The 19,137-nt window shown below is 65.7% G+C and carries 13 protein-coding genes; 8 read left to right on the top strand and 5 right to left on the bottom strand.

All coding sequences use genetic code 11. The features are described 5' to 3' along the window. Positions 1-2: 2 nt before the first annotated feature. Positions 3-5,366 (bottom strand): hypothetical protein, encoded by a 5,364-nt coding sequence (locus tag IG178_RS03370; RefSeq protein WP_193211095.1) that lies wholly within the window; start codon positions 5,364-5,366, stop codon positions 3-5. 136 nt (positions 5,367-5,502) lie between these two features. Between IG178_RS03370 and IG178_RS03365 the strand changes: the two genes are divergently transcribed. After that, a complete protein-coding gene (locus tag IG178_RS03365; RefSeq protein ID WP_193211094.1) occupies positions 5,503-6,138 on the top strand; it encodes an HAD-IA family hydrolase in 636 nt (211 codons plus the stop codon). A 123-nt stretch (positions 6,139-6,261) separates the two neighbouring features. Continuing rightward, positions 6,262-7,413, top strand: a complete 1,152-nt coding sequence (locus tag IG178_RS03360; protein WP_193211093.1) for an OmpA family protein — start codon at positions 6,262-6,264, stop codon at positions 7,411-7,413. Here the strand turns inward: IG178_RS03360 and IG178_RS03355 are convergent. The 3 genes from IG178_RS03355 to IG178_RS03345 are packed head-to-tail and all read right to left on the bottom strand — an operon-like array spanning position 7,410 to position 10,158. Then, positions 7,410-8,156, bottom strand: coding sequence for a sulfite exporter TauE/SafE family protein (locus IG178_RS03355; protein ID WP_193211092.1), 747 nt, complete (start codon positions 8,154-8,156; stop codon positions 7,410-7,412). The genes IG178_RS03360 and IG178_RS03355 overlap by 4 nt on opposite strands. Further along, entirely contained in the window at positions 8,153-9,589 is a 1,437-nt protein-coding gene (locus IG178_RS03350; RefSeq protein ID WP_193211091.1) for an MBL fold metallo-hydrolase, read from the bottom strand. The genes IG178_RS03355 and IG178_RS03350 overlap by 4 nt, the downstream gene beginning before the upstream one ends. A gap of 35 nt (positions 9,590-9,624) precedes the next feature. Further along, positions 9,625-10,158: a rhodanese-like domain-containing protein gene (locus IG178_RS03345; protein ID WP_193211090.1), complete on the bottom strand. Its 534-nt coding sequence runs from the start codon at positions 10,156-10,158 to the stop codon at positions 9,625-9,627. A 109-nt stretch (positions 10,159-10,267) separates the two neighbouring features. On the opposite strand from IG178_RS03345, the gene IG178_RS03340 reads away from it, so the two are divergent. Further along, the gene (locus IG178_RS03340; protein ID WP_193211089.1) at positions 10,268-10,591 is read left to right on the top strand and encodes an ArsR/SmtB family transcription factor; all 324 of its coding nucleotides are present in this window, start codon (positions 10,268-10,270) and stop codon (positions 10,589-10,591) included. 45 nt (positions 10,592-10,636) lie between these two features. Next, positions 10,637-12,064 (top strand): DUF2867 domain-containing protein, encoded by a 1,428-nt coding sequence (locus tag IG178_RS03335; RefSeq protein WP_193211088.1) that lies wholly within the window; start codon positions 10,637-10,639, stop codon positions 12,062-12,064. On the opposite strand, the gene IG178_RS03330 is transcribed toward IG178_RS03335, so the two are convergent. After that, positions 12,061-14,583, bottom strand: coding sequence for a beta-L-arabinofuranosidase domain-containing protein (locus tag IG178_RS03330; RefSeq protein WP_193211087.1), 2,523 nt, complete (start codon positions 14,581-14,583; stop codon positions 12,061-12,063). The two genes, IG178_RS03335 and IG178_RS03330, sit on opposite strands and share 4 nt — an antisense overlap. 161 nt (positions 14,584-14,744) lie before the next feature. On the opposite strand from IG178_RS03330, the gene purB reads away from it, so the two are divergent. From purB to IG178_RS03310, 4 genes are all read left to right on the top strand, one after another. Further along, on the top strand, positions 14,745-16,163 hold the full coding sequence (purB, locus tag IG178_RS03325) for an adenylosuccinate lyase (protein ID WP_193211086.1): 1,419 nt from the start codon (positions 14,745-14,747) through the stop codon (positions 16,161-16,163). A gap of 61 nt (positions 16,164-16,224) precedes the next feature. After that, positions 16,225-17,616 (top strand): arylsulfatase, encoded by a 1,392-nt coding sequence (locus tag IG178_RS03320; RefSeq protein ID WP_226894707.1) that lies wholly within the window; start codon positions 16,225-16,227, stop codon positions 17,614-17,616. 84 nt (positions 17,617-17,700) lie between these two features. Then, positions 17,701-18,240 (top strand): Hcp family type VI secretion system effector, encoded by a 540-nt coding sequence (locus IG178_RS03315; RefSeq protein WP_193211084.1) that lies wholly within the window; start codon positions 17,701-17,703, stop codon positions 18,238-18,240. Further along, a complete protein-coding gene (locus tag IG178_RS03310) occupies positions 18,237-19,133 on the top strand; it encodes a type VI secretion system tube protein Hcp (RefSeq protein WP_193211083.1) in 897 nt (298 codons plus the stop codon). The genes IG178_RS03315 and IG178_RS03310 overlap by 4 nt, the downstream gene beginning before the upstream one ends. Positions 19,134-19,137: the final 4 nt, after the last annotated feature.

The raw sequence follows: 19,137 nt of genomic DNA, 5'->3' as shown, positions 1-19,137 counted from the left end.
GCTCAAGGCATCACCCGGATCAAATTGCCCGTGCCATCGACATAAAAGATGGTCCCACCCGACGCAATCACCGCTAGATCATTTCCCACCGGCAACATGACACGATCCCCGTCACGATGGGCGGGATCCCGGTTGAATTGCACGCCCCCGCTCCAACCGGGATAACGGGGTGCTTCGAATGAGGCAAATCCTTCGGCGGGCTCCGGGTCGCCTTCAGGGAATCCTGTAGTTTTCAGCAAGGCCCGTTTGCCGTCGTTCGCGGTCAACAAGAGCCCGTCCCCGATAAACTCAAAGCGCGGACCATGGTTGCCCGTTTCGAGCTCCCGGCGCAGGGAACCATCGGTCGCGCCCAACACCAAACCCCTCTCCTTCTTGCTCCTCCAGGCAACCCATTTTTCATCCGGCGAAACCAGGAACGACGAAAAGTCGCTGTGATACATTCCGGCGTCCAGCGTCATGATCCGCGTAAAACCAGCCCGTTCTTCGTCAAACCGGTAGAGCACCCCGTTGCCCAATAGCGCATGCAGTCCCGCCGGCCCCCATTGCAAGCGCAGGACCCTGCCAGCTTCTTCACCACCCGTCGAGGGGATCGGAATCACTTCCACCTTGCCGCTACCGGTCTCGACCAGCCCCAGCTTGCCCGGCCGGATCCCGATCGCCAGCCGCTGTTCATCAGGCGAAATCGCCAGCGCCTCCGGCACTCCGGGGATGCGTGTGATCCTCTCGAAGCCCCGGGGTAGGGCAGGCTCCGGTCCGATCTCCACCCGCACACCGGACATCATGAAATCCAACGGCCCGTCATTGTTCCCGTGCACCGAAGCGGAAAGCACCAGGCGCTCGGTATCCGGCGCGATCTTGGCTCGATCCGGCATCCGGACGCTGCGGTACTGCCAAGCTGCCAGCGGCGATTCCCAAGCCACCAGATCCAGCGTCTGCAGCTCGCGGCCGGTGCCATCCAGACAACGCAGGGTGAGCTTTCCGTCGCCGCCGACCCAAGCGCCTACAGATACGGGCTCCACTCCGGTCCAAGGCCGATCCAGCAAGTCGATCCGTTCCGGCCCTGAAAAGCGGACCTTCCACGCCGGCAACCCGCCCGGCCCACCGGGTTGCAGTTTCTCAAAACCGAGCGCCTGAAGATCCCCGTCGGTCAAAGGAAGCGGCGGTCCTCCGCCATTCCGGATATCAATCGGATCAATCCATCTTACCGCCCCGGTTGTCTCTTCGGTGAATAGCAGCCCAACCCATTGTTGGTCTGCCCGCAGCTTCAAGCGGGCGTGGCCGGCCGATGCGACAGTCTCGATCTTCATCACCGACTCCAGCCGGTCCGATCGCGTACCGGCCGTGATCTGTAACTTGAACTTGCCGTCGAGCGAGGGGAAGGCACAGCGAGGAAGATCCCGGATGCCTGCCGTTTTATCGACAGGGGGCAAGCCCACGAGATTCCACCAGACGAGTGTCGTCCCGTCTCCTCCGGCGCCCGCTCCGACCACCGGGGATACCGCCGTGGTGATCCCCTTCCCGAGATCACATAGTTCCGCGGCACCACGATCGCCGGCGGGCAGGGCCGCCTTGACCGCATCGATCAGTGCCGGCTCCCCGTTCGTCACCGCCGCCATCGCCCAGCTGCCAGCCTCCTGCTCCGGAATGCCGCCATCAAGTTCCGCCAGCCATTTCGACACGACTTGGCCGAGCCGGACCGGATCCACCCAATCCGTCGAAAACGGGCTGGAACCCATGGGGCGAGCGGGTCTGCGCGGGGCTGACCTGCGCTCGCGCCAGGTCCAGTAGTCGCGCCAGGTCGGATCGTCAGACGAAACCAACATCGGATTGAGGATTGATTCCATGTTCGACTCGAGCCGCGCCTTCTCCGCGGGGTCTTCGCAGTCCGCGGCAGCCTTCGACAGTCTTGCCCAAAAGCGTCCGATCTGCGTCGAGCTATCCGGATAGACCGCTGCCTTGCGGATCAAGTCGGCGAGCCAGAATTCGGTCGCTCGATCCAAGCCGGCGGCACGTTCCTCCAACAGACGCAGCACCAGGTGCCCCGCCCCCGGCATCTCGCTGAAAAGTTCGACCCACTGGTTCACACAAGCTCCCCGGGACGACTCCCCCATGTCGGCTAGAACCGGCAAAGCCTGGCTCTCGAAGTTCGCCGCATCGGGAGACAGCGCCATCCGGAAGGTTACCACCGCCAGGTGCTCCGCGCCATCCATGGCCTCCAATCGGGTCACGACCTCGCCCAGCAGCCCGCGACTCAGAAGGAACTCCAGATCCGGCTCCAGGCGTTCCACCCCGAGCGCCATCCCGCGCCTCGCCGCCTCACCACCAGGCTTCGGCGGAAAGGTGTGCGGAAAGCCGGGGTAATCGGCAGCTGCCACATAGGTTCCGACCAACAGATCCACCGCATCATCCCGCCGTCCCGCATCGACCAATTGTCCTGCCAACTCCCGCCGCGCAGGCACGGGTCCATTGCTCCGCGCCGCCAGCCAGCGCCGGAATTCCGCCGCCAGCCCCGGATCCGAGGAAAGGAAATAGCGGTGAAGGGCTGTCACTGACTGCCCGTCCGGCATCTGCAACACCGGGTTCAATTCCCGGACCAAAGTCAAGACCTCCACGGCATCCTCCTTGCCGAAGGCTCCCAGCACGTCGGCCTGCGACAGGCGCCCGACCGCGCCCTCGCCCATTGCCCGAATGCAGGCGAGCATCAGTTCGCGGTCTCCCCCGGCAACCGCCGGACGAATCAGCTGGCTCGCCGCCACCGCGTCCATCGGATCAAGCGCCAGGATCCTTCGCGCATTGGCAATCGCCCGCGATTCCCCCTCCTCCGGCTCGCGTCGGTCGATCGCTTGGAGAACCCGCAGGATCTCGACCTCCGCAAAGCCTGCTCGCCGCATCTTTCCCTGGATCTCCTGAAGCCAGGCGTCGAACTGTCCCGTCATCTGCAGGATCCGCGCCGCCTGATACGAGTCGCCGCCATTCGGACCGTCTTTTGCCAGCGCGACCTTGTCGAGAATACGCTTTGCCGCAACGATGGACTCCGGAGTCCCCGCCAAGTTCCTCTGCTGCAGGTCAGACAGGATCCGGGCGTCCTCGTCCGGTGTCGCCTGCATCCGCGGCGGTTCCAGCTTGAGCTCACGCCGGGCCAGTTCGACCAGACGCCGGTCGTGAACCAGACCGGATCCGATCCGCCGGAGAAATTCGCTCCGGACCGATACCGGCCGGTCCTTCAGTTCGGCCAGGATCTGGAGCACGTCCCCATCCTTCGCACCGCTTCCCGCGAGCACTGCAAACCGGAACGCTTCGGTGCCGCGAGCTTCCTTTTCACCGGCCATCAATGCAGCGTAGCTCGCGTCGGCCTGCGCCTTCAGCGCCGCGTCACCGCAATCGAACATGCCACGGGCGATCAGGATCTCCACCAGCAGGCGCCGCGGATCCCCGGGTTTGAACAACCTCATCGTCCGCTGCAGCGTCACCCGGTCGTCCTCCTTCGGAGCCATCCCGAACGGCAGGCCGAAGCCCCCTCTCGCGAAGGTTTCCGACCATCGTTCCAACAGCTGCACCGGCACCCCGGCCCGCATGATCGCGGCCGGAGGCATATTCAGGAATCGCCCTGTTTGTACCGGCTGGATTCGCAAGATCTCCGGCGGTGCAAAGGCCGTCAGCCACTCACCTGCCTGCATCGATCTCCTCAATTCCCCGCCCGAATCCGCGGGTTCCTTCTTCACGGGATGATCCGGGATGAGCTCCTGCAACCGGGGAAAGCGGCCCGCCGCCCTGCGGAGGTTGCGTTGGAGCGTCTCGACTTGACCCGAATCACGTGCCGAAACCTCGGTCGCCAAGCGGTCGAGGCTCGACTGCCACGCCCCGGCATCGACCTCCGTGCCACCCAGCAGCCGCAGCAGTATCTCCGCATCGCGGCGCACCTGAAACCCGCTTTTTCCCGGGTCACCTGCCGCCAACTGGTCGAACTTCCCGACCAGCACGTTCGCCACCTCCGGCGGCAAGACCCGGTCCACGAGACGCAGAGCCAGCCCCGCCAGCAGCCAGCCGCTCACCCCGGCATTTCCCGGCTCGGCGAGAGCGGCGTCGGTCGCGGTTGCAACCATTTCGAAATCCATCCCCCCGGCCGCCAGGTAGCGGACCCGGTCCACGACCGGCAAGTCGGCCCATTCCCCGTGCCGTTCCAGCACCGCGCGCACCCGGTCCTGGCGATCCAGCAGGCCGAGGCCGCGGATCGCGAGATAGGCCAAATCACCACCGGCAGCATCGTCCAGTCCGCGGAGATCATCTTGCAACCATTTGCCCGGCTCCGCCTTTTCCACGGCTTTCAACGGCAGGACGGCCACCTGCTCAAACAGATCCGCGGACCGGACCGGGTCGGATTTTCTCAACTCCTTGGCAAGTAGGAGCTTGATATGGGGATCGTCGGGCAAGCGCCGTTGCAGTTCGCCCAGGACCGCGATTCCGGTCGGTCCTTGATTTCGCCGATCCCTCCACTCCTGCCAGATCAGGTCCACCAGAGGTTCCGGATCGCCGCCATTCGCAAGCCATGTTCCCAGGGTCTTCGCGAAGGCATCGGGATCGGGCATTCGCATCAGTGGGACAATCAACCCCCGGCGCTCTGCCAGCTCCAGATCCCCGCGATGCCAGCAAGCGACCCCGGCGGCGACCACCCTCGGATTGTCGCGCAGCAATGCCAAAATTTCCGCCAGTTCTGCCGGGCCGGCATCCTCAAGCAATCCCTCCACCAAGTGGTCCACCTCGTCCTGATCGCCCAGCCGGTGAAGAAAAAACGCCAGCTTCAAAGGATCCGCCTTCGTCCGGTTGAGAAGTTCCCCGAGTTGGTCCCGGTGCCAGGCGACGTCCAGCTCCTCCGACCATAAGGCGCGCCGCCAGTCCGGTGAATCCTCCCGTTCCGCGAGAATACCGAAGAATTCCGCCAGCAAGTCCCACTCGCCCGCGTCCTCAAGCGGACGGCACGCCTGCTGGAAGCTGTTGGACGACAGTTCGCCCTTCACCGCGCGCGCCTCTTCCGGCTGCCGGGACCTCAACATCAAACGGATCCGGTCGAGCGAATCGATCGGTCCGAGCGCCAGCGCCGCCGCATAGTCCCCCCGGCTTTCAAGGAACGATATCAATGCCCGCCGATCCCCCCGGTGCATCGCTTCGGCGATCTCCTGCTCGTGTTCTTCCGAGATCGGCACGCCTAACAATACCTGCCCGCGCAGACCGAATGGACTCCCGGAGACGGGCGCAACATTGCGGGCAAACCGCTCGGCCGACAGATCGAGATCGTCCAGGAAATCCGCATGACATACCGGCACCACCAGCCCCGCCAACACCGGCCCCAAGACATGTCGTTTCCTCATCTGCCCAGCAAATCCGCCCCCGCCCTTTTTCCAAGGAGGAATCCCGCAATCCTGTGCCTCCCATCACCTCCGGCCCTCTTTTGTCTTTCCCCTGACGTCCTCTTCCGGCTTTTGTCGTCAAGCGTTCCACCAACCGATGGCCTACCGCACGATCATCTTCGATTTCGACGGCACCCTCGCCAACACCCTCGAGGAAAGCCGCCGGATCTACAACCTGCTGGCAGGAGACTACGGCCTGCGCGAGGTCGCGGCGGAGGAATTGCCCGCGCTCCGCCATTTTTCGGTGCTCGAGCTGCTCGACCACCTCGACATCCCGAAGCGCCGGGTGCCCTCGCTGCTGTCCCGCGGAACTTCCCTGATGCGCGGCAACATCGCCAACCTGCCGCTGATCGACGGCATCGACGCCGTTCTGCCGGTGCTCCGCGAACGGGTCAATTCGTTCGGGGTGCTGACCTCCAACACCGAGACGAATGTCGACCTCTTCCTCAAGGCGCGGGGGTTGCGGGACGAGTTCGACTTCATTTCCTCGACCTCCAAGCTGACCGGGAAATCGACCCATCTCCGGTCCATCCGCCGGACCTTCTCCCTGCATCCGGAGGAAATGCTCTATGTCGGCGACGAGATCCGCGACATCAAGGCGGCCAAGAAGGCGGGGATCGCCGTCGCCGCCGTCACCTGGGGCTTCAACTCCGAGGCATCCCTCGCCGCGGAGTCGCCGGAACATCTCATATCCACGCCGGATCAGCTTCTTGAGCTGATGCCGTCCGGATGAACCAAAGATCCTCCGCCGGATGCTGGAAGATGGCGTTGCATCGCCTTGACCCGGGGAGCCTGCGCAGCCCCGTCCCATGATTTCCAGATTCGACAAATCAAGCACGCACGCCAATCTGCGCCCATGAACCCGCCCGACGACGCCCCCGAAACCGAGCCGCACGTGGAAGAACACCACCCCGAGGAAAAGTCCGCGGTGACCCTGCCGACCTCGGTGCTCGCGCTTGGTTTCATCGCGATCGCCCTCGTCGGCGTGCTGATTGCCACCGCCATCCGCTCGCGTCCGGCCGAACCGGCGGGAGCCAACGCCGGCGACGACCCTGCCCTGCGCGAGGCCAAGGCGAAGATCCAGATGCTCCAGTCCAGCGTCAACCAGGAGCGGGCCAAGCTCGGCCTCTCGCCGCTTTACGGTGAAACCACCGAGTCCGCCGAGGCGGTCGCCGCCCGGATCACCGACGACGCCGCCACGCTGGTCGCCATGGCCAAGGGAGTGAAGGACCTGATCATCCAGAAGGACGCCGAACTCGCGCAGCGGAGCAAGGAGCTCACCGACGCGATCAAGCTCCAGGGCGTCCTGCGCGACCAGGCGGCAAAGCTCGAGGAGAAGCTCAGCCGCGCCCTGATCGACGGCTCCGACGCCGCCTCGCTGAGATCCCAGCTCGAAGCCGCCAACAAGCGCATCATCGAGCTCGGCGACGAAGTCCAGCGCCTCCGCGAAGGTCCCGCCGACCTGCAGGCCCGGCTGATGGAAGTCACCTCCGACCGCGACCTGCTCCGCGCCCGGCTGGCCGAGCTCGAAGCCAAGCTTTCCCAGGCCTCGCTCTTCGCCGGCACCGAGGATGAGATGTTCAAGGAAGCTCTCGAGTTGTTCCGCGGACTGAGGGCGCTCGAGAACAAGCCCGACTCAGAGGTAGCCACGGCCTACAGCCAGTTCGGCGTCAAACTCGGCGCCAACGTCCTCGACAAGATCGACTTCCCCACCGGGTCCGCCGAGGTCCCGCCCGACGACCTCGCCAAAATCGAAGCCTTCGCAGGCGACGCTCCGGACCACGCCCTGCTGATCGTGATCGGCTACGCCTCGGAAACCGGCAACGTCGATACCAACCGCGTCCTGTCCTCCGACCGGGCCACCGCGGTGGCGCGCATCCTCGACAATGCCAAGCGCCCCGGCCAGCGCGTGCAGGCCGCCTATCTCGGCCAGACGGACCGCTTCGGCTCGAAGTTCCCCGAGCGCAACCAGATCTGCGAGGTCTGGCAAATCGTCCCGAAGAACTAGCCCGCCAGATTCCGCCACAGGACCCAGCCACCGGTCAGCAGGACCATCACGCCGAATCCCCGGCGCAGGTGCCGGACCGGCAAGCGCGACGCCAGGGCATTGCCCGCCAGCGAGCCTGACACAGCCAGGATCGAGAAGGTCGCGGCGAGGGTCCAGTCGGTGTGATCCTGCTCTCCTGCATGGGCGGCAAAGCCGGCAGCCGCATTGAAGGCGATCACCGCCAGCGACGTTCCCGTCGCCGCCCGCAGCGGCAAGCGCGCGAATTTCATCAGGGCGGGCATCAGCAGGAATCCGCCGCCGACGCCGAGGAAGCCGGTCAGGATCCCCACCCCGGTGCCAGCGCCGACACAGCGGAAAGGCTGGCAAACGGCGGCTTCCGTCGTGTCGCCGTCACGCGCCAGCAGCATCTTGACGGAAACCGCCAGCATCAGCACCGCGAACGACGCCATCAGGATCTCCGGCGACACCATGCGGGTGAACCGCGCTCCGAGCCAGGCACCGACCATCCCGGAAAGCGCGAACATCAATGCCGCCCGCGGATGGAAGTCCCCCGCCCGCCAGCGCTGCACGGCCGCGGCCGCCGCCGCCACGCCGACAATGAACAGGCTCAACCCGACTGCATCGGCGGGTGGCACGCCGGCGAGGTAGACCAGCACCGGCAGCGTGATGATGCTACCGCCGGCACCGGTGAGCCCCAGCGACAGGCCGATCAGGCAGGCGCCGAGCCACGCCAGCGGGTTCATTTCACGGAGAGCGCAGGAGCTCCGATCTCGCCATAGGCGCCGTCGACGTGGACGACATTGTGACCCTTGGCCCCAAGGAAAGCCGTGGCCATCGCCGCCCTCAGGCCACTGCCGCAGTGAACGTAAATCGTCCGCCGGCCGGGAATCTCACCCGCCCGTTCGGCAAGCCGGGTGTAGGCGATGTTCAGGGCGCCCTCGACGTGACCCGCCGCGAATTCGTCGGCGCTCCGCACATCCAGCACCACCGCTTCCGGGTCTTCCTCCAGGACGTGGCGAAGCTCGGCAGTAGTGATCCGCGGGAAGGCGCTCGTCATTTGATGCGCGTGGGTCGCTTCGATCGCGGGGATCCAGGCATCCACTGCATCCAGGCCGATGCGCACCAATTGGCGTACCGCCTCGTCGAGCTGCGACTCCCCGTCCACAACCAGCAGCAACGAGGTGTTTTCTTCCACGTAGGAGCCCGCCGCCAGCGGCAGTTTGCCACCATCAAGCGGAGCATAGAGGGAATCGAGCAGGTGGCGGGACATGAAGAGCCTGCGGTCTCCACGCAGATCAAGGATCGCCCGGCCCTTGGTCGCGACCCATTCGTCGAGTTCGTCCTCCTTGATCCGGCGGGGCACCGGCAACTTGCCACCGGGCAACAGCGCCGGGCCTGACCGGTTGTCGCGCTTCATCCGCGCGAAATACAACGGCGGCTCGGGCTGGCCGGACAGGATGTCCTTCACGAAGTCGTCCTCTCCGCCCTCCAGGGCTTCGCGGAGCGCTCCATTGAAAAGGCGCTCGTAGCCGAGGACACTGACGGGGACGGATCCCAGGGCCTTGCCGCAGGCGCTGCCGGCCCCGTGGGCGGGCAGGATCTGCAGGTGACCGGGCAGATCGGCGGTACTACGGAGGCTTTCGTACAAGGTGCGCGCCGACGGCTCCATCGCCCCGGTCTGCCCGGCCGCACTTTCCAACAGGTCCGGCCGGCCGACGTCACCGACGAAGATGAAGTCCCCGCTCAACAGCGCGATCGGCTCGTCCGCCCCCCCGCCCAGATCGGTCACCAGGAAGCTCAGGTGCTCGGGCGTGTGGCCCGGCGTCAGCAGGGCCTTGAACTCGATGTTGCCGACCTTGAAGGTGTCGCCGTCGTGGAGGAAGCGGGCCTTGCGGTTGCCTTGCGCCCACTCGAACTGCCAGTCCTCCCCGCCTTCCGCGGACAGGTAGGCGGTCGCGCCGTGGCGCTCGACCAGCTCGCGGGCCCCGCTCAGGTAGTCCGCGTGGATGTGGGTGTCCGCGACCGCGGTGATCTCGAGGCCGTTGGCCGCCGCGACCTCGAAGTAGCGGTCGAGGTCGCGTTCAGGATCGATGAGGATCGCCTGGCCGGTGCGTTGGCAGCCGATCAGGTAGGCGTTCTGCGCGAGCGCGGAATCGGTGATCTGACGGAGGAACATGGCATTGGGTAATAGAGGTTAATCCGGGGGATGCTTCAATGGGAACAGGAGCGGCTGCGCTGGTTCCACGGCATGCGGGCGAGCAACAGGCCCATCCCGCACCAGTCGGTGATCCCGGCGAACACCAGCCCCGCGCCCACGAAGGCGCTGAGGCCGAAGAAGCCGGGGTGCACGGCGAACCCGAGGGTCACGCCCGTCAGCACCAGCAGTCCTGCGGCAATCCGGACCTGGCGCTCCAGAGGCATTACCGCGGCACCGCGCTCCACCGGCAGGCCCGCCTGCTCCCAGGCGGTGACGCCGCCGTCAAGAACAGCCAGGTTTTCACAACCGGCGGCGGCCAGCTTCTGGCGTGCTTGCTCGGCCCGCTTGCCGCTGCGGCAGACAAGCACGCAGGTGCGGTCGCTCGACCCGTCGCGGACCTTCGCCGGGTCGAGACGATCGAGTGGCATCAGGGTGGCTTCCTCGATGTGAATCTCGCCGTGCTCGGCGGGTGTTCTGACATCAATCAACTGCACCGTGCCGGCGGCACGGCCTTCCTGGACTTCCCGGGGACTCAGATTCGTTTTCATTGGTTTCGCTGGCGGTGATTGCCCGTCCCGCTTTCGTTATCGTTATATAGCCATATGGTTATTCTTGCGCAAGCGGATTTTTGTGGCAATCTCCCCCCAATCGTCCGCCATGGCCGCCAAGCTATCCCTTTCCGACCTCGAACGTGTCGCCAACCTGTTCCGCGTCTTTTCCGAAGCCACGCGGCTCGCCCTTTTGCAGGAACTGCGCGAGGGCCCGAAAGCGGTGGGCGAGCTGGTCGACGCCCTGCCGACCACCCAGGCGAATGTCTCGAAGCAGCTGAAGATGCTGCATGATTCCGGCCTGGTTTCGCGCACCAAGCAGGGCACCAGCGTGATCTACCAGATTTGCGAGCCGATGGTCTTCGAGCTCTGCAAGCTGGCCTGCGACAAGCTGAATCGTCCGGCACCGAAGCCACGGAAGCTGGAGTTCTGACGCACTTTTCCGGAGCAGTTCCCGCGATCCGTGCCAAGCTCCACGGTGCACCTCCTGCTCACCGGGGCGAACGGATACATCGGCCTGCGCCTGCTGCCGGCCTTGCTGGACGACGGTCACCGCGTCACCGCCGTGGTCCGCGACCGCCGGAGATTTCCCGCCAGTGACTTCGAGCGTGCCGGTGACCGTCTCCAGGTCATCGAGGGCGATTTCCTGGAACCCGGGAGCCTGCCTGCCTTTCCCGACGACCTCGACGCCGCGTATTACCTGCTCCACTCGATGGGCGGCGGCGGTGACTTTGCCGCCCGGGAGGAAGCCACGGCCCGCGCTTTCACGACCGCCCTGTCGGCGACCCGTTGCCAGCGGATCCTCTATCTCGGCGGGCTGGTCGACGAATCGCGGGAGCTTTCGCTGCATCTCCGCTCGCGGCTCCACGTCGAGGACGTCCTGCGGGAAAGCGGAATCGCGCTGACCGTCCTGAGGGCCTCGATCATCGTCGGGTCGGGGTCCGCCTCGTTCGAGATTGTCCGCGACCTCGCCGAGAAACTGCCGGTCATGATTTGCCCGCGCTGGGTCAGTACCCGCTGCCAGCCGATCGCCATCCGCAACGTGATCGACTACCTGACCGGCCTGCTGGATTGCCCGGAAACCGCCGGCAAGACCTTCGACATCGGTGGTCCCGAAATCCTCCGGTACCGCGACCTGCTCGCCGGCTACGCCGAGGTCCGCGGCTTGAAGCGCCGCTTCATCCCGGTCCCCTTCCTCAGCCCGAAGCTTTCGTCGTGGTGGCTCTACCTGATGACGACGACCCGCTTCCAGCTCGCCCGCAGCCTGGTCAGCTCGATGAAAAATGAAACGGTGTGCCGCGACACCGCCATCCGGGATTTCCTGACCCCGCGGCTGATCGGTTACCGGGAGGCGGTCGAGAGGGCCTTGGCACGGATCGCCCAGAACCGGGTGCCTTCGAGTTGGTTCGACGCGCTCAACGACGGCTCACTGGAGCCGCGCTTCATCGATGCGATCAAGGTCCCGGAACACGGCGTCCTGCGCGACGAGCAGCGGGTCCCCCTGCAGGCACCCCGCGAGCAGGTCCTCGACGCCATCTGGTCGCTTGGCGGCCAACGGGGCTGGCCTTCGATGGACTGGGCCTGGCACCTCCGCGGGACCATCGACCGGCTCGCCGGTGGCATCGGTCTCCGCCGCGGCCGCCGGCACCCGACCGACTTGCGGCCAGGGGACGCGCTGGACTTCTGGCGGGTCGTGGTGGCCGACCGCGAGCGGGGCCGGCTGATGCTTTATGCAGAGATGAAACTCCCTGGCGAGGCGTGGCTGGAATTCCAGGTCGAATCGTCCACCTTGCGCCAGACCGCGACCTTCCGGCCCCAGGGCCTGCTCGGGCGGGCCTACTGGTATTCGGTGCTCCCCTTCCACTGGCTGTTGTTCCCGCGCATGGCCCGGCGCCTCGCCTCCTAGAGTCCGCTGGCCTTGAGCCCGGAAAACGATGCGGGATTGCGCTCCGGGCGGGTCGTGTAGCGCCGCACCCCGATGCAGCCGTCGGCAAAGCTGTCGTCCTCCACCTCGATCTTCGGCCGGTTCATGTCGTCGACGAAGACCCGGATCCGGCTCCCCTTCGCCTCCACCCGGATCACATGGTCATCCCCGGCCTTGAGCGGCATGGCGGCCGCCGCAAGTTCGGCCCAGGCATTGTCCGCCTTGCCGAGGATCACCTCACCGCGCTCAACGCTGATACCCGCATAGTAGCCGCGGTAGGTGTCCGCGCCGATCGCCGCGTCACCGACGCGGAAGATCAGGCCGGCATCCCCCGACTCGTTCACCGTCACCTTGCCCTCGTAGGCGAGATCGCGGAATCGGGCCGCAGGGTTCACCGCCTTCACCCCGGCCAGCCCCGAACTCCCCGAATGGGCGTTGGAGGCCGCCTGCAAGGCACCATCGCGCACAAACCAGCCGCCACCGTAGAAAATCCAACCGTCATGGTGCCCCGCCGCGAACGAGTCCGAGAATGTGGCCGCCGGCGTGGCATCCTTGTCCCCGATCACCGGAAAGCTGGTCACCCGCAGCATTCCGGCGCCGAAAGGGACCAAGGCGATCCGTTCTTCGCTGGCCGTCGAAGCCACCGGACTGACCGGCGGATCGAGCGCCACCAGTCCGCCGGGCGCGAGCTTCCACTCCGCGACCTTCTTGGCCCGGGCAGTGAGGATGACCGGGGTCGTCGCGCGATCGAACGGATTCGCCGGCACATCTCCCACCTTGGCCTCGAAGCTGGCTGCCGGATCGGCCGGATCGATCACCAGCCCGTAATTCCACGCCGCCTCTGGGAACAATTCCAGCGAGTCGAAACCTTCAACTTTGCCCGTCTCGAAACTCTCCCTGCGTTCCGCGATCCCGAGCGAATAGACCAGCGGTCCGCGCTCGACCGAGACGCTACCATTCACCCCCGGCCGCAGTTGGATTTGCATCGGCAGGTCCAGGCTCACCACATCGCCGTCCCGCCAGCGGCGCCGGATCGTCGCGAAGCTGCCGGCCCGCGGGGCGGCTTCCGCCTTGCCGTTCACGGACAGCACTGCCGCGCTGCACCATGCCGGAATCCTCAATGACAGCGGGAAATTCACCTCTCCGGCGGCTGCCACGGTGATCCGGATGCGGTCGCTGAACGGATAACCCGTTTCCGACGTCAAGCGGACGCGACGGCCGTCGCCAACGGTCGCCGTCACCTCCATCGGCCCGTGGGCAAGGACCGCGAGCCCCTTGTCCGGCGTGGCCGCCCACGCATTCTGGACGAACTTCGGCCAGCCCATGTGGAAGTTGTAGCAACAGCACGGGAAGCCCGATACCGGCGATGGGGTACTACCGTTGGCGTAGTCCTGGTTGAAGCCCTTGCCACCGCGCTTGGCGACGACGTTGTTATTGATGCAGTAGTAAACGTGCTGGTGGATGTCGCCGGTCAGGGATCCGGGCAGGGCATTGTAGGCCATGCGCTCCAGGCTGTCGCCGATCGACGCCGCGCCCAGAACCCGCAGCACGCTCGCGTCGCTGAGCATCCGCTCGACGATCGAGCACAGCTCGATGCCCTGGGTGGTCGAAGGACCGGCGAGGAATTCGCTGCCGGCATTGATCCCGACCGCGGTGCCGTGGTCGCGGTCGAGGTTCGCGACGCCCGCCGCGTAGGCGTTGCGATCGGCTTCCTTGCCCGAGCGGAGCGAATGGAGGGCGGGCATCTTGAGCGCCTGGGGAATGTTGACGTTGTGCTTCGGCTGGAAATCGTCGCCGAATTCCAGGAAGCGGTTGCGGGTGAAAATGTCGGTCCACGGATACGCCTGATCCGCGAGCTTGTCGGCGAGTTCGAGGAGGAAACGGTCACCGGTGCGGTTGTAGAGCCAGAACACCGTCTCGATCTCATCACCGGCCCGCGATTTTCCCCAGTCCCGCAGCGGCCGGGCATCGAGTCCGGCATTCAAGTGGCGATAGTAGGAACCGAGGAACGGGATCACCCGTTCATCGCCGGTTACTTCCTGGAAGTCGCGGAGCAGGTGGTTCACCACCATCCGCGGCCACCAGTCATCGTTGTTGGCCGGACCGTAGAAACCGTCCTCGCGCTGGCTCGCGAGGATCGGATCCACCCAGGCGCGGACCTGGTCTTGCAGCTCCTTGTCGTCGAGCGCCCATGCCAGCGGGATCAGACCCTTGAGATAATAGGGACCTTTCTCCCAGTTCTCGCCCTTGCCGCCGCGCCAGGCGCTTTCCGGCCCCACCGCGTCGAGCAATTCCTCCGCGTGCCCGGTCAGCCCCTTGCGCTGGATCTCCAGCTGGCGCCCGAGCCAGCCCCGTGGCTTCACGCTGCCAAGTGGCAGGGCGATGAAATGGCCCTGGCCCAGCGGCGCGCGATTCGCCACGGCCGGGGTCACGGGCTCGGCTGCGGCGGTGAAAGCGAGGAGGACAAGCGGTGGAAGGAAAGCGAGGGCAGGAGATTTCACGGGCGCGGAGAAGGGGTCGCGACGAAGGTTGATCCGCTGGATTGGCACTTCAAACCCGATTGAAGACATTCGGGCGTTCTTCATCCGCCGCCTCGCGCCCGACCGCTCCACGACTCGATTTTCCCTTGCCCCCCACGTCCCGCTAGCCGCTACTCGCCGCCGTGATTCCCAACGTCCTCGCCGAACGCTACGCCTCCCCCGCCCTGCAAGCAATCTGGTCCGCCGAGGGCCGCATCGTGCTGGAGCGCGAGTTCTGGATCGCGGTGATGAAAGGCCAGCGCGAGCTCGGCCTCGACATCCCCGAAGAGGCGATCGCCGCTTACGAAAAAGCCAAGGACAGCGTGGACCCCGGCTCGATCATGGCCCGCGAGCGGATCACCCGCCATGATGTGAAGGCGCGAATCGAGGAGTTCAACGACCTCGCCGGCCACGAGCACATCCACAAGGGCATGACCTCGCGCGACCTGACGGAAAACGTCGAGCAGCTCCAAGTCTACCGTTCGCTGCTGGCCATCCGCGACAAGTCGGTGGCCGTGCTGGCGCGCCTCAAGAAGCGCTCGGAACAGTGGTCGGATCTGCTGATCACCGCCCGCACCCACAACGTCGCCGCCCAGCCGACCACCCTCGGCAAGCGCATCGCGATGTTCGGCGAGGAGATGCTGACCGCCTTCCACGCGCTGGAAGACATCATCGCCCGTTACCCGGTCCGCGGCCTCAAGGGCGCGGTCGGCACCCAGATGGACCAGCTTTCCCTCTTCGAAGGCGACACCGCCAAGGTCGCGGCATTGGAAAAGAGCGTCGTCGCCCACCTCGGCATGCCGGCGGTCTGGACCAATGTCGGCCAGGTCTACCCGCGCTCCCTCGACTTCCGGGTTGTCGCCGCGCTGACCGACCTTGCCAGCGCGCCCTCGTCGTTTTGCCGCACGCTGCGCCTGATGGCCGGCCACGAAACCGCCAGCGAGGGCTTCGCCCCCGGCCAGACCGGGTCGAGCGCCATGCCGCACAAGATGAACTCGCGCTCCTGCGAGCGGGTCAACGGCTTCCACGTGATTTTGAAAGGCTACCTCGCGATGGCCGCGGGCCTCGCCGGCGACCAGTGGAACGAAGGCGACGTCTCCTGCTCGGTGGTCCGCCGGGTGATGTTGCCGGACGCCTTCTTCACCCTCGACGGCCTGTTCGAGACCTACCTCACCGTCCTTGACCAGATGGACGCCTACCCCGCCGTGATCGGCAAGGAGAACGCCCACTACCTGCCCTTCCTGATGACCACCACCATCATGATGGAGGCGGTGAAGTCCGGCGTCGGCCGCGAAACCGCCCACAAGGCGATCAAAGAGCACGCTGTCGCCACGGTGAACGACCTGCGCAACGGCAAGACCAACGTCAACGATCTCGTCGAGCGCCTCGCCGGCGACGAACGCATCCCGCTTTCCAAGGAGCAGCTCGCCGCCATCGTCGCGGCCGGTGAAAGCAACGCCGGCGCGGCCCTTGCGCAGGTCGAGGCCTTTGCCGCCGCCGTCGGCGAGCTTGAAGCCGCCCACCCGCAGGCCGCGGCTTACGCGCCCGGATCGATCCTCTGAACGGGGGATGAGGTTTGGGTTGGCGAGCCCATGTCAGGAAGCGAGGATTCCGGTCATGTTCATGCTCAGGGCCCTTGTTCTTGCTTCCCTTGCCATGCTCCCGTCGCTGCGGGCGGCGGGGCGGCCGAACCTGATTTTCATCCTCGCCGACGATCTCGGCTACGCGGAGCTGGGCTGCTACGGCCAGAAAGTCATCCACACCCCGAATCTCGACCGGATGGCCGCGGAGGGGATGACCTTCACTCAGTTCTACGCCGGTGCCACGGTCTGTGCGCCGTCGCGATCGGTGCTGATGACCGGCCAGCACCAGGGTCACACCCGGATCCGCGGAAATTCTCCCGATTCCCATGCCGCGGCGGCGGCCCTGCAAAAAGAGGACACCACCATCGCGCGGGTACTGCAGTCGGAGGGCTACACCACCGCGATGATCGGAAAGTGGGGGCTGGGCAGCACCGGAGACGCCTCCACCGGGTTACCGGCCAACCAAGGGTTCGACGAATTCTTCGGCTTCCTCGACCACGTCCACGCCCACAATCATTACCCGGATCACCTGTGGCGGAACGAGACCCGAGTCCCGCTGCCCAACATCGTGACGCCTGTCGGTGAACGCGGCGGTGGCTATGCAAAGGACGGCATCCTCTACGCCGACGATCTCGGCACCGACGAAGCGCTGAAGTTCGTCTCGCGCCACCATCCGGGCCCGTTCTTCCTCTACTGGAGCTTCATCATGCCCCACGCCAACAACGAGCGGAACCGGGCGCTGCACAACGGAGCCGAGGTGCCCGACTTCGGTCCCTACGCCGGGGAAGACTGGCCGGAGCCCGACAAGGGACAGGCGGCGATGATCACCCGCCTCGACGGTTACGTCGGCCGGATATTGGACAAGCTCGACGAGCTGGGGATCGCCGGCGAAACCCTGGTCATTTTCAGCAGCGACAACGGACCGCACAACGAAAGCAGCCACAACCTCGCGCGCTTCCAGCCGGCCGGACCGCTCCGGGGCATCAAGCGCGACCTCACCGACGGGGGCATCCGCGTGCCGGCGATCGCGCGCTGGCCCGGCAAGATCGCGGCGGGGTCGGCATCGGGACACGTCGCCTACTTCGGGGATTTCTTCGCCACCGCCTGCGAGGTGGCGGGAGCCGAAGTGCCGGCCGGCTTGGACTCGGTCAGTTTCGCCCCCACCCTCCTCGGCACCCCGGAAAAGCAGCTCAAGCACGAGTTCCTCTACTGGGAATTCCATGAAGGCGGCTTCCATCAAGCCGTGCTCCATCAAGGGCGGTGGAAGGGAATCCGGTCGAAGAGTATCCGGAATCCCATCGTCCTCCACGACCTCGCCGCCGATCTCGGGGAGTCCAGGGACCTTGCCTCCGAACACCCGGAAATCGTCGAGAAGATCAAAAGCTACCTGGACGGGGCCCGAACAGACGCCGCCGACTGGCCCGTCCGGTAGCAGCGCACCGAGACACTCGAGCACTGGTTTCCATGGACTTACCGATTGACAAAACCCATTAGGTTTTGTTCACCATCAAGTGCTATGAGCACCCTTTCGAAGTTTTCCCCCTCACTCGCCTTGTTCGCCCCGGTCGCGGCCGTGGTGGCCACCGACTCCGTCGATGCCGCCGGCTATTTGAAGATCGGCGACATCAAAGGTGAAGCCACCGAAGCCGGCCACAAGGAATGGATCGAAATCAGCAGCTTCAAGTGGGGCATCGACTGCGACCCCGAAGCTGCGGCCGGTACCCGCCAGCACAAGCCGATCACGATCACCAAGGAAATCGACAAATCCAGCCCTATCCTGATGCTCGCTTGTGGAGGCGGCAGCCCCACCGGGGAAAGCTTGTCGATGACGCTGGCGCTGGCCGACCCGAACCGCAATGAAGGCCAGGACTACTACAAGATCGAGTTCCACGATGTCGTCGTGACCTCGTATCAAACCGGTGGCGGCGCCAGCGGCGACCCGCTGCCGACCGAGTCGATCTCATTCAACTACGAGAAGATCACCTGGACCTACGTTCCGGCCGACGGTTCGGCGCCGGTCGTCGTGTCCCGTGACTTCAGTCCCGATCCGTCATGAGCCTTTCCGGCAAATCGCTGCTCGGCGGGCTGGCGGTTGCGGCATGGGTTGCGGTCGTGCCCGCCGCCCGGGCCGAAGCCCCGACTTATCAGGCGTGGATCCGTTTCGGCGACGGGATCCCCGGCGAAGCCACCGACCCCGGTCACGAGGGATGGACCGCAGTGGAGACCCTTTCCACCGCCGTCGCCACCGACGGTTTCGCGCTCACCTGCCACCGCCGGATCGACAAGTCGACGCCGCTGCTGATGGGCGCCTGTGCCGATGGCAGCCCCTTTCCCGAGGTCCGGGTCGACATCGCCCGCTATCAGGACGGCGTGCGCCAGGATTTCTGGGAGCTCATCCTGCATCAGGTGCTCATCGTCGCCTGCGATCAGTCGGCCGAACCACCCGCCGCGGCCGGCGGGGAGGATCCGGTTCCGACCGAGACCCTGACCTTGAACTGGCAAAGTGCCAGCGTCACGTATCGGGTCTATCCACCCGGTGCCGCGCCCTACGACATCAAGCGCCTGGTTTCCGCTGACGGCGATGGCGACGGTTTGCCCGATGCCTACGAAAGTTCGGTGGGACTCGACCCCGCCAGCAGCAACCACGACACCGACTCCGATGGCGACGGCTTGCTGGACACCGACGAATACCGGCTCGGCACCGACCCGCGGGACGCGACCTCATTTTTCCAAATCATGTCGAGCCAGCTCGATCCGGACTCCGGCCAGCTCATCCTGACCTGGCCGAGCGTGTCCGGAGAGGAATACCAGATCGACTACAGCCCGGACCTCGCCACGCCTTTCGCGCCGCACGCGACGGTGATCGCCACCGGGCCGCAGACCACCCGCAGCGTCCCGCGCCAACTCGCCTCGGGATTCTTCCGCGTCCGCCACGGCTCGGCCCCCTGATCCC

This window comes from Neoluteolibacter marinus, assembly GCF_014904755.1.
Classification (GTDB): Bacteria; Verrucomicrobiota; Verrucomicrobiia; order Verrucomicrobiales; family Akkermansiaceae; genus Haloferula; species Haloferula marina.
This window is presented reverse-complemented; position numbering and strand designations above follow the sequence as displayed.

Excerpts from the sequence above, each read along its gene's own strand:
- IG178_RS03365 (WP_193211094.1), top strand. The coding sequence starts at position 5,503 with ATGGCCTACCGCACGATCATCTTCGATTTCGACGGCACCCTCGCCAAC.
- IG178_RS03345 (WP_193211090.1), bottom strand. The coding sequence starts at position 10,158 with ATGAAAACGAATCTGAGTCCCCGGGAAGTCCAGGAAGGCCGTGCCGCC.
- IG178_RS03360 (WP_193211093.1), top strand. The coding sequence starts at position 6,262 with ATGAACCCGCCCGACGACGCCCCCGAAACCGAGCCGCACGTGGAAGAA.
- IG178_RS03310 (WP_193211083.1), top strand. The coding sequence starts at position 18,237 with ATGAGCCTTTCCGGCAAATCGCTGCTCGGCGGGCTGGCGGTTGCGGCA.
- IG178_RS03340 (WP_193211089.1), top strand. The coding sequence starts at position 10,268 with ATGGCCGCCAAGCTATCCCTTTCCGACCTCGAACGTGTCGCCAACCTG.
- IG178_RS03355 (WP_193211092.1), bottom strand. The coding sequence starts at position 8,156 with ATGAACCCGCTGGCGTGGCTCGGCGCCTGCCTGATCGGCCTGTCGCTG.
- IG178_RS03315 (WP_193211084.1), top strand. The coding sequence starts at position 17,701 with ATGAGCACCCTTTCGAAGTTTTCCCCCTCACTCGCCTTGTTCGCCCCG.
- IG178_RS03350 (WP_193211091.1), bottom strand. The coding sequence starts at position 9,589 with ATGTTCCTCCGTCAGATCACCGATTCCGCGCTCGCGCAGAACGCCTAC.
- IG178_RS03370 (WP_193211095.1), bottom strand. The coding sequence starts at position 5,366 with ATGAGGAAACGACATGTCTTGGGGCCGGTGTTGGCGGGGCTGGTGGTG.
- IG178_RS03320 (WP_226894707.1), top strand. The coding sequence starts at position 16,225 with ATGCTCAGGGCCCTTGTTCTTGCTTCCCTTGCCATGCTCCCGTCGCTG.